The organism is Antricoccus suffuscus (assembly GCF_003003235.1).
Taxonomy (GTDB): Bacteria; Actinomycetota; Actinomycetes; order Mycobacteriales; family Antricoccaceae; genus Antricoccus; species Antricoccus suffuscus.
This window is the reverse complement of the sequence record NZ_PVUE01000006.1, coordinates 221,369-235,207: the sequence shown is the minus strand read 5'-3', so window position 1 is coordinate 235,207 and position 13,839 is coordinate 221,369. Positions and strand designations below refer to the sequence as shown.

The window sequence follows — 13,839 nt, the reverse complement described above, 5'->3', positions numbered from 1 at the left end:
GCGGCGAAGGCGATGGACGTGCTTGGTAACAAGGAAGCACGCGTGTGGGTGTCGATGGTGAAGGCCATGGTGCCGGAGAAGGCCTGCCAGATCATTGATCAGGCGATCCAGATCCACGGCGCGACCGGCATCTCCCAGTGGTCGCCGCTGTCCGAGATGTATGCGAGCACCCGCACGCTTCGTTTCGCCGATGGACCGGACGAGGTGCACCACATGGTCGTCGGACGGCACGAACTCGCACAGCACTAGCACCAGACAGCTTTTGGACCCGTCGCTGACCTGAATAGGCGAATTGGGTGGCCACCGACCGGAGTTGGCGCAATGGGCAGCGCCCGGGACGTTGATCGTTTCGATTGTGACAGCGAATGTGTCGGCGCGCCTGATCTATCCCGGGTAGGGCCTATGGTTGCCCGTTCCGAGTGTGCATCACCAAGCCCGAGCCGTGTGCGCGCGGCCATAAAGCTCCTACGGCCAAGGAGCACCCGGCCCTCTAGGTCGGACGCTCACGTATCAGTCAGGTGATGAAAGCCTTCTCGCCACGTGGGATAGATCGGCTCCCAGCCGGCGGCGCGCGCCTTGGCATTGGACACAGGACGCCCAAGCGGCGTACCAGGAACCGCTGCTGTGATCTCGGGTTCGGGGGCGCCGATTGCGCGGGCATAGACGGGCAGCCACGAGGTTGCCGGCGCCGGCTCGTCGTCGACGACCTGATAGAGGCCGTCGGGCCAGGCGAGTGCCTCAACCGTTGCCGCGGCGGCGTCGTCGATGTGGACGAAGCAGGTATACGCGGCTGTGGCAGGCAGGCCCCGTTTCCCAACGACGCGGGCGATCTGGCCCTCCGGCGCGTACCAGGTGTCTGGCCCGTAGAGCATGCCGTATCGGAGCACCGTGGCGTGTGGAACCGTCCACGCGAGTTGTTCCATGTCATCAACCGCGGTGCCGGAGACCGCCGCGTCCTCCTCGGTGGCGAGCGTCGTACCGTCTGGGAATACCCACGCGATGGACTGCACGATGATGCGCGTGACGCCGGCATTCTTGGCCGCGGCGACGAGGTTCGCGGTGCCCTCGCGACGGAGTCGGGCGTTGGCGTCCCTGTCGAACCTGCTCAGATCGGTTAACTCGTGCAGGATCAGGTCTGGTGCGGCAGCGATTACCGCGGCGGCGAGCCGGTCGGCGTCGTAGACGTCCACGATCGTGGGAGTCGCGCCGAGCCGTGAGAGTATGTCGACCCGTTCGGAGTGTCTCGTCGTTGCGGTGACGTGGTGCCCAAGGGCGGTGAGACGGGGAATGATTCTGCGACCGAGCGCACCGGCGCCACCGGCGAGAAATATGCGCATTAGGACTTGATCCCTTCTGTTGTTGTCGTGAGCCATTCGTCGAAGGTCTGCGACGACGTGCGACTGCCGGGGTCGGGTAGAAGACCCCCGTTGCGCATGGCTTTACCGGCCGCTCCGGGCATCGGGACCGCCAGCAGCGGATTGTTCTTACCGACGGCCCGCGCGTACTTGCGCACCATGTCGGGAATGTATTCCTCACGCGGTCCCGCGAGATCCGGCTCGAGGTCGCGCGGGAGCCCTTCAGCGATACGCACAAGTTCTGCAGCGACGTCCGCCGCTGCGATCGGTTGGGTGCGCATCTTGGGTGAGATCAGGAGTCCGGCGAGCGTGCCCCGGTTTACGGTCTGTTGGGAGAACTCGTGGAACTGAGTCGTGCGCAGCATCGACCAGGTGCTCCCCGATGCGGTCACCAGGTCTTCCTGGAGGGCTTTGCCCGCGTAGTAGCCCGACCGGTGAGCGGCCGCGCCGATGATCGATAGCGCTACATGGTGGGGTACCCCGGCATCGCGTTCGGCGGTGAGCAGGTTTCCGGTCACGGTCCCGAAGAATGCAAGGATCTTTTTCGTCGATAGCGTCGACGGAGACGATACGTCGATGACGGCATCGACTCCGGTGAGGTGATCGGCCAACCCGTCGACGTTCATCAGGTCGAAACCGCTGCCGCGGCTGAGAACGAGGGGCGTGTGACCGGCCCGCTGTGCTGCGGCGGCGACGTGGCGCCCAACCGCGCCGGTGCCGCCGGCGATCGCGAACTTCACTGTTGATGCTCCCTGATAGATGTGGACTTGCTGGCGGGGAACAGAAGCAGGATGCCAAGTATTGCGCTGATCCCGAGACTGAGTACCGTGCCGGCGGCGTCCGTCGAGGTCCCGACCATGTGACTGATGTGGTAACCGAAATGAAGTACGCCGAACACTGTCCAGCCCAGGCCGGCGACCCGACCGATGGCAACGGTTCGGGAGGCGATCCCGGCAATGCTGATCGCCGTCAGTGCGAGGTAGAGGCTTCCGACATCCCTAATGAGGTGTTCATTGTTCGCTCCGTCCAAGTTGATCCAGCTCAGCCCGAATCCCGGAAAGGACGTGTAAAAGCCATGAGGGAAGAATTGCGCCCACAGTCCTACGTAGAGCCCGACCGCAACGGTCAAGGCGAGGACGGTACGGCGATACGAGTTGTTCATATCCATATAGACAATGTGGCGGCCGCACTTGTGAGGTCTAGTTCCACAACGATAATTTGTCCGGGTTCAAGACCATCCGCACATCGCTCACAAGCTGCTCGACCACCTCTAGGGTGACCACACCGACGATGCGCCCCTGGTTCCACAGAGCGAACCCGAGACCGTCGGGAGTCTGCTGCTCCAGGACCTCCGCACTCGGGTTCTTCGTCAGTGCGCCGAGCAGGAACCGGGCGACGTTCTCGGCGCCGTACACGGGATTGCGCGCCGCCGTCACGACGCCACCCCCGTCCGAGCGCAGGATGACAGCCGGATCAAGGGCGGAAATCAGACCCGCAAGATCGCCGGTGCGAGCGGCCTGGGCGAAGCCGCTCACGACACTGTCATGCTCGGTGCGCGAGGCCCGATGGCGACGGCTGTGCTCCACACGTCGTCGCGCCGCGGTCGCAAGCTGGCGACACGCGGCCGGCGTACGGCCAACTATTGTCGCGATCTCGCTGAAGGGAAGAGCAAAGACGTCATGCAGGACGAAAGCGACCCGCTCCGCCGGTGTCATGGATTCGAGTACGACGAGCAGAGCCGTGCTGATCGAATCGTCGAGCGTGATGCGCTCCAACGGATCGGTGGCAGAGTCGGTCGGCTCCGTGAACGCGAAAGTCGGAACAGGTTCTGGCAACCATGGACCAACGTAACGCTCGCGACGCTTGCGTGCGGAGTTGAGCACGTTGAGGCAGACACGACCTGCGACACGGGTCAGCCAGGCACGCGGCACTTCGATGGCACCGCGTTCTGCCTCGCTCATCCGATACCAGCGGATGTAGGTCTCTTGCACGGCGTCCTCGGCCTCGGGGATGGTGCCGAGCATCCGGTAAGCCAGGGACATCAGGTGTCGCCGTTCGCCCATGACCTCCTGGTCGAGCTCATCTTGCGGCATGAGAATTCTCCTCCGGCTAATACCCCTTAGACCTGGCGCGGGTGCCGTAGGTGAGCTCGTTGCTCGAGTTCCTCGGCGCTGACGTAGATAAGCATCTCTTGGCCGGGCGCGCAGAGCATGACCGCGAGGAACTTGCTGTTGGCGTCGGCGAGATTGTTAGCGGCCTGATAGTGGATGACATCGCCACCCGGTTCCCAGAACGCCTCTCCAGCGCGGATGACTCGCTCGGGCTCGCCCTCAAGCTCGAAAATGATCTCGCCTTCAATGACATAGCCAAAGACGGGGCCGGAGTGCCGGTGCGGCGGGGCCCCGGCGGAGCCAGGCTCGAGCTCGACGGTGACCGTCATGACGTTTGGCTGGCCAAAGTCGAAGCCGGGCTGGACATGATCCAGCACCTCGAGGCCAGTTGTGGGACCGAGCATAGGAGTCTCCCTTCGAATGAGGCCGTGTGCCTCTGCGAGATATGACCCGATAGGTACGCCGAATGTGAGGTGCGGGGCAGATTAATTCAATCAGAGACTCTGGACCCGATTCGACCTCTTATTGCACGCCTCGAGCATCGAGTGGCGCACCGCGCGGCCCACCGCGTGACAGAAGCTCTGCCAGAACTTGTCCATATAGGCGTATCGCAAGCTGTCCTTGGTGGGGTAAGTCTTGGTCCTGGGCCACAGCGCTAGTCTGCCATTGGATTGCCACCCGGGACACCTATGTCACGTCAGCCGCGGCGCATTTCGTAGTGGCGCGGATGTGCTACGGCGTACCGACTGTCGAGCTCTCATGCGGTACGTCGATGTTGTGGCGTGAGATTCCTGCCTCGGGCAGCATGATGAGGTCGGTGGGATATTCCGTCAATCCTGGAGGTCGATCGGCCGCAGTTGCACGGGCGTACGTCACGAAACTTTCGAGAACGCACTTCGCGCGTCGGACCCTGTCGGCGTGTGGCCGCGGTAATCGTTGACCAATTGCCATCTGCGGGATCGTCGGTCGCGATCGTGAACACCGATCGCGAGATACCGCGTTGATCGTGTTCACCTCCGGGCCGACCGGAAAGCCAAGGGCGTGCCTATTGGAAACCTAATCTCGCGTGAACTGCTGGGACTTGGAAGGCGCAGAGCGCGACGCTGCGCCATTCGTATGGACTCACGGAGGGCTTCTCGGCGGTGCGCGTATCCAGCAAAGAGGTGAGCATTCAGTGTCGGACCGTTCCAATCTGCTGGAGCTTTCTCGTACCAGGCGCCCACATCAGTGTCATTGGAACCTGCCGATTCGGCTGGGCGGCTGATATCCCTTTCTCTGCGGTTCGGTCTCTCCCGAATACGAAGCCGGTTCGCAAGCAAAGGATGTCAAGGAACTTGAAGGATGACCGACGTCAGAGCACGGCTATCGGCGCTACCGGACTGGCCGTCGATCCTTCCAAGGGCAAGGGGGCAAGCATGAACAGAAACTCCGAACGGCCTGTGTCGGCGAGAATGGACAGGTCGAGGTTCTCGAGAAGTGGCACGCCATTGCGGTGGAGTAGGCAGAGGTGCACAGGGAACATGCTGCCCGGTTCGCTGGGTTGTACTTCGACGGCGTAATTGTCAACGCCCACGACGGCGACATCGCGTTCGGCAAGCCACTCCGCCGCATCCAACGTCAGTCCAGGCTCATCGCGGTGGTAGTCCGTCGTCGACAGGCCCCTTTCCCACCATCCGGTCCGGACAAGGGCCGCGTCTCCGCTCCGTGGCTGAACGCCGCCCATCTCGTAGGCGCGTTCGAGATCGGTGTCGGTTACCCCCGTGCTTGCGGCGAGCGCTGAACCAGACAGCGCGACGATATCGAGCAGCACCCCTCGCGTGACGATTGGTCGTAACTTGTCCGCGCCACACCGCGCCGCCCCGCGGATGGAGCGAGTGTCCGCGGATGGATGGTTGTTGTATAGGCGATCTCCTTCCCAGCCGTGCGCGAGCGCGTCGAGGTGAGTGCCGCTGTGGGTCGGCATTAGGACGGTGTCCTCGGCAAACTTGAAATTGCTGGTTCGTCGTGTGCCGACGGCGTAGTCGCCAGCGTCGCGGTCCATGAATCTGGCCGGTGAATGGCGATGCGGTGACGTCATCGCCACCGGCCCACACGGTTGCGCCAGCGATATGACGGTGCCTTCCGTAACCTGCTCGACGCCACGTTTGACGGTGGCCGCCGTTAACAAGTTCAGCGCACCGGCCTCGTCGTCGGGGCCCCAGCGCCCCCAGTTGCTGTGTGTCATTGGGAGTGCGCACCCGTCCGTAACGATGCGGTTGACGAGAGCGTTGGCCGGGTCCTGAGAAGTCGGGATTTCAGGTATGTGCTCATATTGCCTCTCTCGTTTTGTTCCGCTGTACGTCGACTCTTCTGGTTCAACGCGACTTGAACTCTCTTGACTCACATCCTTGTACACGCCTACCGTTGTTACAAGATTGCGAATCGAACTTCGAGTTTTCGAATATGTCCTCGGCGCGTTCGGTGGACAGCTGATAAGGGGTGGCGGGTGTCGTTATCCGAGCAGATCACGACGAAGTGTTCCGTCCTGCCATGATGCCGACCACGATTCCAGCGGCCCGTACACTTCCGGCGCTGCTGAGTGAGTGCGCGTCGGGTCGTCCTGACCGGGAGGCATTAGTCGCCGGCGACAGGCGGTTCAGTTATGCAGACCTCGATTCCGGTGCGCGTCGGATAGCGCGCGGACTGGCCAGGATCGGTGTTGAAGACGGTGATGTCGTGGCACTTCTGGCCCCGAATACTCCCGAATGGCTGATGGCTTCTTTTGGTGCGCTTGGCGCTGGAGCCCGAGTCGACGCGTTCAACACCTGGGTGCGGGCCTACGACCTCGAGCAACTCCTAAGCAGTTCTGGTGCATCGACTCTGATCCTGGCCGACCGGGTCCGCAGCATCGATCTCCTTGCCGAACTGGAGTCGTTGGTACCCGAGATGGGCGAAGCGGAGCCGGGACAATGGAGCAGCGCCCGGTTCCCGAAGTTGCGTGCGGTCGTCGTTCTCGGATCCGATTCGCGGCGCGGCACGCTGCGGTGGGGCGACCTCCTCGGCGATGATTCCGATAGTCCGGCACCGGCCGTTGCCGAACGCGGCGACGGGCCGGCATTCGTGCTGTACACATCGGGTTCGACGACCGCTCCAAAAGCGGTACCACTGCGTCATCGCGACCTTATTGTCAACGGGTTCCACATTGGTGAGCGCATGGGACTTAGCGGGCGAGACCGAGTTTGGCTTGGCTCGCCGCTATTTTGGAGCTACGGCTGCGCTAACGCGTTGATGGCGACAATGGCTCACGGCGCTTGTCTAGTTCTGCAAGAACAATTCGAGCCGGACTCGACCGCAACGCTCATGGACCGTGAAAGAGTAACGGCGGCATACCTGCTCCCGGCAATCATCGACGCCTTGGCCGAGGCACACAACGGTGAGGTTGCGCGACACATCTCAGGCTTGGACTCGCTGCGGACAGGCTTGACGATCGGCAGGCCGGATGAGGTGCGGCGCGCCGCCGTCACACTGGGCGTCGAGCAGATCTGCAATGTCTACGGATCGACGGAGACGTACGGAAACTGCTGCGTGACCGACCATCGTGAGCCGCTCGCGGTGCGGCTCCACACGCAGGGCGCCCCACTACCGGGCGTCGAGGTGCGGGTAATCGACCAGGAGACTGGACTACCAGTCCCCGCCGGTACCCCAGGAGAGCTCCATGTGCGGGGCAGGGTGATGTCTGGATATCTCAACAACCAGGAATCGAACCTCACAGCGTTCACCGCCGATGGGTGGTACCGCACAGGTGACCGGATGATCGTCACTCCGGACGGCGCGGTCGCGTTCGTCGGGCGGATCACCGACATGATCAAGACATCGGGGATCAACGTCTCGCCGGCCGAAGTGGAGAGTTATCTCAGTACCCACCCCGATATCGCCGAAGTCGTCGTCCTGGGAGCGCCGCACCCCTCACGGGAACAGGTAGTTGTCGCATTCGTCGTGTCCCGTTCTGGCGAGCTGGTTGCCGACGAGGTAATCGCGTATTGCAAGGGGCGGATCGCCGGGTACAAGGTCCCGTGGGCCGTCGCGGTGGTTACCGAACTGCCGCGCACCGGCACCGGAAAATTACTAAGGCGTGGGCTTCATGACGATGCGGCGTCGCTCGTCGAAAGCGTGCTGGCCGAGGAGGCACGATGAAGGCCGACCGACTGAGTCGCATCTTCGCTGTAATCCGGTTGATCGCATCCTCGCCTCAGACCATGTCGGTGTCTGAGGTGAGCCGTGCGCTGAAGATGCCCATTAGCAGTACGCATGATCTGCTGCGGACCCTTGTCGAGTTGCGCCAAATCGACAGCGTGGACGGTCAGTACGGAATTGGCCCCGAAGCCATCGCCCTGAGCGCGCAGGTCCTCGACGGTGTCTCGGTCCATGTCGCGGCCCGCCGTCACCTCATCGCATTGACCGAACGGACCGGTGAAGCGGTCTACCTGGCAGTGCCGAGTGGCCAGCAGTTGATCTACGTGGATCGCTACCTCGGTGCCAGGCGGGTCAGCATTCACATTAGGCTTGGCGAACCGCTTTACCTGCACAGCACCTCGGCCGGGAAGTTGTTCGCTGCACTCGATCCCGGCTTTCGACGGAAGCTGTTCCAAGTACGTCGGCCCAGGCTTACTGGGCAGACTATCGTCGACGACGACAAACTCAGCGCGGAACTGGCAGGCATCGCACGCGCGAGGCTCAGCATCACGAGGGGCGAGAGTTTCCTAGGGATCCTCGGCTTAGCGGTCCCGGTCTGGGGTTCCGACGGGACACTTGTCGCCGCGATCCATGTCTCCACTTCGGAGGCCTCCGTCGACGATAAGCGAATGGCCGCGGTTGTTTCTGCCATGCGTGAGGTGGCGACTGGGCTGATGACCGACATCGGTGGGCTTGCGCCGAGTGAACCAGTGGGCGTCGCCCCACCGGGGATCTGACTGGAGTGCTGAGCGTGCGACATACGACGCCCTTCGACAGCGTATTTGGGCGCACTCACACCGTTGGAGCGGTCATGGGAATGGGAGGTGAACATGGCTGAGAATATCCGCCAATTGCTCGCAGACTTCTTGTCCGCTCAACGGGTCGGGGCAGGGCTGCGGATCCTCGACTTGCAGAGGATCGGCGTTGGCAGGTCGAGGCAGAACTGGATTTTCGACCTCGTCGTATCTCGGGCAGGCGAGGAATACCGAGAGCCACTGATATTGCGTCGTGATCCCGAGGGCGGCCTCGTCGAGACAGACCGGACGATCGAATTTAAGGTGCTCCGTGCATTGGAGGCCAGCGACGTTCCGACACCAAAGGCCCGCTGGCTCGACGCACATGGCGCGTGGCTGGGAAAGCCTTCGTTGATCATGTGTCGAGAGCCCGGTGAATGTGACTACCTCGTGCTCAACGGTGAGCGACCTGCCGTGGTACGGGTTCAACTCGCCCACGAATTCTGCGACCTGCTTGCTCAGGTTCACAACATCGACTGGGAATGCCTGCGACTCAACGAATTCCTCGACGACCCGGGCCCGGACGCGGCGCGGCGCGAGTTGAGCAACTGGGTCGCGGTCCTGCGACACGACCAGCTCGAGTCCCATCCGGAGTTGGATCTCGCGATCGATTGGTTCGAGAGACATGCGCCGAGATCGATCCGCACGGTGCTGGTGCACGCAGACTTTAAACCCGGAAACATCCTGCTACAGGGCGACAAGATTGTGGCGCTACTCGACTGGGAACTCGCACACCTCGGCGATCCGCTCGAGGACATCGGCTGGGTGACTCAGCCACTGCGAGCACGAGAGCACCTCATTCCTGGCAGCTGGGAGCTCAACGACCTGTTGGGCAGATATTCCAACTCCACCGGGCTTGACGTGGACCCCATCGCCCTGCGTTGGTGGACTGCCTTCTCGAGCTTTAAGACCGCTGTGATGCAAGTGAGCGGCCTTCGGTCCTTCCTCGACGGCCGAAGCGACGAACCATTCAGGCCAACCCGCCGGGTGCTGAGCACTCTGCTCACCGCCACTACCGACACCGAGGATTAACATGCATCCGACGATTGACGCCCAGTTGCGCGGAGCGGACCGGCTGATCGAGAAGGTCGAAACCAGCGTGCCGCTTACAGAAGAGGCAGCGGAACTACTGACGAACGCGCGACGACTTCTCGTTCGTGTCGCGAAGTCGTGGCATGCGTTGGTGCCATTCTACGAAAGCGACAACCGCGCCATGATCGGATTGTTCGGCGAAGTCTCACCAGTGGTGCCGGACCTGCAGTCCGAGGTCGACCGTGTGACCTCGGCGTGTTCCGCCACTGATGTCATCACCTTGACCAAACGCAATGAGCAATTGCGTGAGCTGCTCTCCCGAGTAATCAGAATTCTTCCATCGACCCCGGCAGGCGGCGAGGCTCGGACGCTGATCGGGGCCTACCTTCTGCGTCGTATCGAGACTGACCCGGCCTGATCCGATCTGGCATCGCCACCTACCAACAAGTAAGGACGCGGATATGACGAACCTGATCCGATCTTCGGCGAATGACTCTCATCTCGACGAGCAGTTCCCGCTGTCGCCGCTTGACGACTTCATGGTGCACCAAACGCCCGATCCGGTCAGGATCATGTGGACCGGCGATCCGCGAGCCTACGAGCGGTACTGGATGATCTGCCATGACCCGACCGGCGAGGTCATGATCGCGACCGGGGGGAGCATCTACCCGAATCTGGACCGTGCCGAGGCGTACGCGATCGTGAACCATCGCGGACAGCACACGACGGTCCGCAGCTTTCGGCGTCTGGGCGCCGACCGTACCGACATGCGGGTCGGTCCGATCGCTCCGGTCATCGTGCGCGGGTTGCGTGAATGGCGCTATGTCCTCGAACCCAACGAATGGGGTATAAGCTACGACCTCTCATTCCTAGACACAACCCGGCAGATATTTCGCGAGCCGTTGTCCGACTCGACCCACGGAACGCCGCCTGGCCGACGTAACGACGTAACAGCGGGTTTTGAAGGATTCGGCGCTGTCGTCGGATGGGTGGATATCAGGGGTACCAGAGTGGAACTGCCTGAGGGATCAATGGGGACACGGGACCGTCACTGGGGCACCGGCAGAGGCGTCGGTGGGCCGTCGCTGTCGCTCGGCGGCCGGTTGCATGTCGGAGTCTCCGGCAACGCATTCGTCCCATTTAAGACCTGGACCCTGTGGGGTGATCGCGTCTACTACCCATTTGGGCACGTCCAACGAGGTGTCACTCGCGTCGGGAAACCAACCAGATGGCTGCGGTTCGAGGACGAAAGCCAGATGTTCGTTGAAGGCGTTGTCGAATACCCGTTGGCTACGGGGGAGACCAAGCGCCTCCATTATGCGCGGATCGACCAGCAGACCGCCTATCTGCGCTGCGGAATGTACGGCGGTACGCCGGGCGGCGGCATCCATCAAGGCAGTTATGACGGACCGGACATGACTGAAGGCGAGACCTATGATCTCTCGGAGTTGCGCACGCGCATCGGTCTACGAGGACTCGACGAGCATCTGTGCCGCGTGACCTGTGAGGGCACGACGGCTATCGGCATCTACCAGACGATCGACCCGGTCGCATATGAGGCCTGTATGACCGGCCGGCCGGGGTGGAACCTCATGGAGTAGAGACGGGATGACTCACATGCTTTCCGACATGACGGTAGTCGACATCAGCCAGCAACTACCAGGTCCGTACGCGAGTGCGTTGTTGATGCAGCTTGGCGCGCACGTGATTAAAATAGAGCCACTGAGGGGCGATCCCTCTCGGACACTCGACCGTGACATGTACGACCTGGTCAACGCGGGCAAGGACATCCATAACATCGATCTGAAAGCGCCGGCTGGAGTCGTTCGGCTCCATGAGTTTGTGCGCTCAGCAGACGTCCTTATCGAAGGGTTCCGCCCTGGCGTGGCGGCTCGGCTAGGAGCCGGCTGGCCAGAGCTCGCGCGTCTGCGCCCACGACTGGTGTACTGCTCGGTCAGCGGGACCGGACAGTCGGGGCCGTACGCGCAGACTCCGGTCCACGATCTGAATCTCCAAGCGATGGCCGGGATCGATCCTGGCCCAGGGATCGGCGTCCCCTGGGTCGACCTGGGCACGGCAACTACCGCCGCGCTCTCGATCGTGGCCGCGTGGCATGAGGCGGGTGTCACCGGCGCCGGAATGTATTTGGACGCGGCAATGCTGGACACCGCCGTAACGTGGAATCGGGTGAAGGCGAGCGCACACGGGCAGCCCCAGCCGACCTATGGGATTTTCCCGACAGCCGACGGCTACGAGGTCGCGATCGCGATCCTAGAAGACCACATTTGGCAACGCTTATGTGTCGCCTTAGGTTGGGACGACTGGGCTGGCAACCGGGAGTTCGCACATTACGCGGACCGGATCGCGGCGGCACCGCAGATCCAGGAGCGACTCGTCGAGAGTGTTTCGCGGATGGGCGTCGATGACCTGACGCGGCTCGCCCAGCTGTACGACCTACCGCTGACCCCGGCCGGTGACAAACCTGCCGCAACCGTCATGACTCAGCTTGAGGCACGAGGTATGGATCAGGATGGTCGCCGCTTTCCATTACCACTCTCGCCGAGGACTAGCGATCGGGACTTCTGATCGAGACCCCGCCGTCTACCGGAAGAAGCACGCCGGTCACGTAGCGCGCCTCATCGGACACCAAATACAGCGCGGCATGTCCGACGTCCCACGCGGTGCCTTCGATCTGCAGCAGGGAGGCCTTCTTACGTCGTTCGCGCAGTTCCTCGTCCATGCCAGCAGACGAGACCATAGGAGTGTACAGCGGCCCAGGAGCTATGCAGTTCACTCGGATCCCTTGGGCCGCGTGGTCGACGGCCATGGCGCGGGTGAGTGATATGACGGCGCCCTTAGCCGTGGTGTACGGCGTGAGGCCTCGTGCGCACCAGGCCGAGATCGAAGATATGTTGACGATTGCGCCTCCGCCGGACGCGATGATCTTGGGAATAATCGCCTTGCTGACGAACACGGTCGACTTCACGTTGACGCCGAGCACGGCATCCCACTCGGCTTCGTCCACTTCGAGAATTGTGCCGCGGCCTTCGCGACCCACATTGTTATCCAATATGTCGATCCGACCCCATAGGCCGGACGCCTCGTCGGCCATCGCGACGCATGCGTCGTACGACGAGAGATCGGCTTCGACCGCAGCCGCGACACCCCCTTCGGCCTTGATCATGTCGACGGTCGTCTGTGCGGCCGCGCGATCACGATCGACAACTGCGACCCGTGCGCCTTCTCTGGCAAAGACAATGGACGCAGCACGTCCCGTGCCGATACCGTCACCTCTTGAGCCGCCGCCGGTAACCACGGCGACTTTCCCTTCGAGCCTTGGACCCCGAATCGGTTCCATATCGTCAGCCGCCTCCTAGCGATCGAGCCCGAGGACGCGCTGCGCGGTGCCGCCGAGCATCGCCGCGACCTCGTGGTCAGTAATCACGACATTGTGTCGATCTGCGATCTCCGGAAGATCTTTGAATACCTGGACCCAATCGGACAGCGACATAACGCTGCTGGACCCTGGACAGTCACTGCCAAATAGCACGCGGTCGAGGCCGATTGCCTTCTTGATCTGGTCAAGTCGATCGATGAACAGCTCCTCTTTCTCTACGTAGTCCCGTTGCCAGAGTGCCAACTCCAGATACATGTTCGGGCTCCATCGTGCGATGTCCAGCGCGATCGGGAACCAGCATCGCATACCCGAGTGCAGGACGATGAACGTCGTATCGGGAAAATCCGCGGCCGGTTCGTCGATGTAGATCGGATCGGCAAATCTACTGATCAACGGCGCGGCAAGAGGGCCGGTGTGGATTGCTACCGGGATGCCAGCGGCGCCGGCGATCTCATAAAGCGGGTAGCACGCTCGGTCGTTAGGGAAGAATCCGGCGCAGGGATGGAGTTTCAGCCCTCGCGCACCGTCCTGTTCGACTGCCTTTTTGAACATTTCGGCCGAGCCTTCCCGTCGCGGGTCGATGCCAAAGAACGCGGTGAACCGTTCCGGGTACTTCGCCGCGAGGTCGGTCGCTAGCCGATTCTCCTCCTCGATCGACAGGGAGGGTTCGCCGAGACGCAGTCCGTAATCGCCCAGCATCACAATCGATCGATCGACGCCTGCACCATCCATCTCTTTGATGATTTGCGCTGACCGTTCGGAAGGATCTTGGCTCGTGGGCTCCCCATGCCCCATGCTCTTTGCATCGTGTGCCGCGATGTCACGTACGCTCGCGTAGCGTTCAAAGACCGACCAAAGGTGGCGGTGCATATCGATGATCACGTGAAACTCCCTCTCTCATAGCGATATTCCGAATCTCGGATGGACTACGCAGTCAG

Annotated in this window: 15 protein-coding genes; 7 read left to right on the top strand and 8 right to left on the bottom strand. The window is 62.2% G+C overall.

Going from position 1 to position 13,839, the window contains the following annotated elements; all coding sequences use genetic code 11:
• On the top strand, window positions 1–249 hold a 249-nt coding region (locus tag CLV47_RS09710), incomplete at its 5' end, for an acyl-CoA dehydrogenase family protein (protein ID WP_272946792.1).
• Window positions 250–503: 254 nt separating this feature from the next.
• Here the strand turns inward: CLV47_RS09710 and CLV47_RS09705 are convergent.
• From CLV47_RS09705 to CLV47_RS09680, 6 genes are all read right to left on the bottom strand, one after another.
• The gene (locus CLV47_RS09705; protein WP_106348827.1) at window positions 504–1,337 is read right to left on the bottom strand and encodes an NAD-dependent epimerase/dehydratase family protein; all 834 of its coding nucleotides are present in this window, start codon (window positions 1,335–1,337) and stop codon (window positions 504–506) included.
• A complete protein-coding gene (locus tag CLV47_RS09700) occupies window positions 1,337–2,095 on the bottom strand; it encodes an SDR family oxidoreductase (protein WP_106348826.1) in 759 nt (252 codons plus the stop codon). Before CLV47_RS09700 ends, CLV47_RS09705 begins: the two co-directional genes overlap by 1 nt.
• The gene (locus CLV47_RS09695; protein ID WP_106348825.1) at window positions 2,092–2,517 is read right to left on the bottom strand and encodes a hypothetical protein; all 426 of its coding nucleotides are present in this window, start codon (window positions 2,515–2,517) and stop codon (window positions 2,092–2,094) included. The genes CLV47_RS09700 and CLV47_RS09695 overlap by 4 nt, the downstream gene beginning before the upstream one ends.
• A gap of 37 nt (window positions 2,518–2,554) precedes the next feature.
• Entirely contained in the window at window positions 2,555–3,448 is an 894-nt protein-coding gene (sigJ, locus tag CLV47_RS09690; protein WP_106348824.1) for an RNA polymerase sigma factor SigJ, read from the bottom strand.
• A gap of 26 nt (window positions 3,449–3,474) precedes the next feature.
• Window positions 3,475–3,870, bottom strand: coding sequence for a cupin domain-containing protein (locus tag CLV47_RS09685; RefSeq protein WP_106348823.1), 396 nt, complete (start codon window positions 3,868–3,870; stop codon window positions 3,475–3,477).
• 947 nt (window positions 3,871–4,817) lie between these two features.
• Complete coding sequence (locus CLV47_RS09680) at window positions 4,818–5,690, bottom strand: cyclase family protein (protein ID WP_106348822.1); 873 nt, start codon at window positions 5,688–5,690, stop codon at window positions 4,818–4,820.
• Between the two features lie 305 nt (window positions 5,691–5,995).
• On the opposite strand from CLV47_RS09680, the gene CLV47_RS09675 reads away from it, so the two are divergent.
• The 6 genes from CLV47_RS09675 (at window position 5,996) to CLV47_RS09650 (ending at window position 12,090) form a co-directional block, all read left to right on the top strand.
• Window positions 5,996–7,639, top strand: coding sequence for an AMP-binding protein (locus tag CLV47_RS09675; protein ID WP_106348821.1), 1,644 nt, complete (start codon window positions 5,996–5,998; stop codon window positions 7,637–7,639).
• Entirely contained in the window at window positions 7,636–8,415 is a 780-nt protein-coding gene (locus CLV47_RS09670; protein ID WP_106348820.1) for an IclR family transcriptional regulator, read from the top strand. Before CLV47_RS09675 ends, CLV47_RS09670 begins: the two co-directional genes overlap by 4 nt.
• Window positions 8,416–8,508: 93 nt before the next feature.
• The gene (locus CLV47_RS09665) at window positions 8,509–9,504 is read left to right on the top strand and encodes a phosphotransferase family protein (protein ID WP_106348819.1); all 996 of its coding nucleotides are present in this window, start codon (window positions 8,509–8,511) and stop codon (window positions 9,502–9,504) included.
• Window position 9,505: 1 nt separating this feature from the next.
• Window positions 9,506–9,922, top strand: coding sequence for a hypothetical protein (locus CLV47_RS09660; RefSeq protein ID WP_106348818.1), 417 nt, complete (start codon window positions 9,506–9,508; stop codon window positions 9,920–9,922).
• A gap of 43 nt (window positions 9,923–9,965) precedes the next feature.
• Window positions 9,966–11,105: an Rv3169 family protein gene (locus tag CLV47_RS09655; protein WP_106348817.1), complete on the top strand. Its 1,140-nt coding sequence runs from the start codon at window positions 9,966–9,968 to the stop codon at window positions 11,103–11,105.
• A 28-nt stretch (window positions 11,106–11,133) separates the two neighbouring features.
• Window positions 11,134–12,090 carry a CaiB/BaiF CoA transferase family protein gene (locus CLV47_RS09650; protein ID WP_170111018.1) on the top strand — a complete coding sequence of 319 codons (957 nt, stop codon included), beginning with the start codon at window positions 11,134–11,136 and terminating at the stop codon, window positions 12,088–12,090.
• Here the strand turns inward: CLV47_RS09650 and CLV47_RS09645 are convergent.
• Complete coding sequence (locus CLV47_RS09645; protein ID WP_106348815.1) at window positions 12,071–12,862, bottom strand: SDR family NAD(P)-dependent oxidoreductase; 792 nt, start codon at window positions 12,860–12,862, stop codon at window positions 12,071–12,073. The two genes, CLV47_RS09650 and CLV47_RS09645, sit on opposite strands and share 20 nt — an antisense overlap.
• 15 nt (window positions 12,863–12,877) lie before the next feature.
• On the bottom strand, window positions 12,878–13,783 hold the full coding sequence (locus CLV47_RS09640; RefSeq protein ID WP_106348814.1) for an amidohydrolase family protein: 906 nt from the start codon (window positions 13,781–13,783) through the stop codon (window positions 12,878–12,880).
• Between the last annotated feature and the right edge of the window lie 56 nt (window positions 13,784–13,839).

Coding starts and splice junctions, on each gene's coding strand:
- CLV47_RS09645 (WP_106348815.1), bottom strand. CDS start 12,862: ATGGAACCGATTCGGGGTCCAAGGCTCGAAGGGAAAGTCGCCGTGGTT.
- CLV47_RS09655 (WP_106348817.1), top strand. CDS start 9,966: ATGACGAACCTGATCCGATCTTCGGCGAATGACTCTCATCTCGACGAG.
- CLV47_RS09660 (WP_106348818.1), top strand. CDS start 9,506: ATGCATCCGACGATTGACGCCCAGTTGCGCGGAGCGGACCGGCTGATC.
- CLV47_RS09685 (WP_106348823.1), bottom strand. CDS start 3,870: ATGCTCGGTCCCACAACTGGCCTCGAGGTGCTGGATCATGTCCAGCCC.
- CLV47_RS09650 (WP_170111018.1), top strand. CDS start 11,134: ATGACGGTAGTCGACATCAGCCAGCAACTACCAGGTCCGTACGCGAGT.
- sigJ (WP_106348824.1), bottom strand. CDS start 3,448: ATGCCGCAAGATGAGCTCGACCAGGAGGTCATGGGCGAACGGCGACAC.
- CLV47_RS09675 (WP_106348821.1), top strand. CDS start 5,996: ATGATGCCGACCACGATTCCAGCGGCCCGTACACTTCCGGCGCTGCTG.
- CLV47_RS09665 (WP_106348819.1), top strand. CDS start 8,509: ATGGCTGAGAATATCCGCCAATTGCTCGCAGACTTCTTGTCCGCTCAA.
- CLV47_RS09695 (WP_106348825.1), bottom strand. CDS start 2,517: ATGAACAACTCGTATCGCCGTACCGTCCTCGCCTTGACCGTTGCGGTC.
- CLV47_RS09680 (WP_106348822.1), bottom strand. CDS start 5,690: ATGACACACAGCAACTGGGGGCGCTGGGGCCCCGACGACGAGGCCGGT.
- CLV47_RS09705 (WP_106348827.1), bottom strand. CDS start 1,337: ATGCGCATATTTCTCGCCGGTGGCGCCGGTGCGCTCGGTCGCAGAATC.
- CLV47_RS09670 (WP_106348820.1), top strand. CDS start 7,636: ATGAAGGCCGACCGACTGAGTCGCATCTTCGCTGTAATCCGGTTGATC.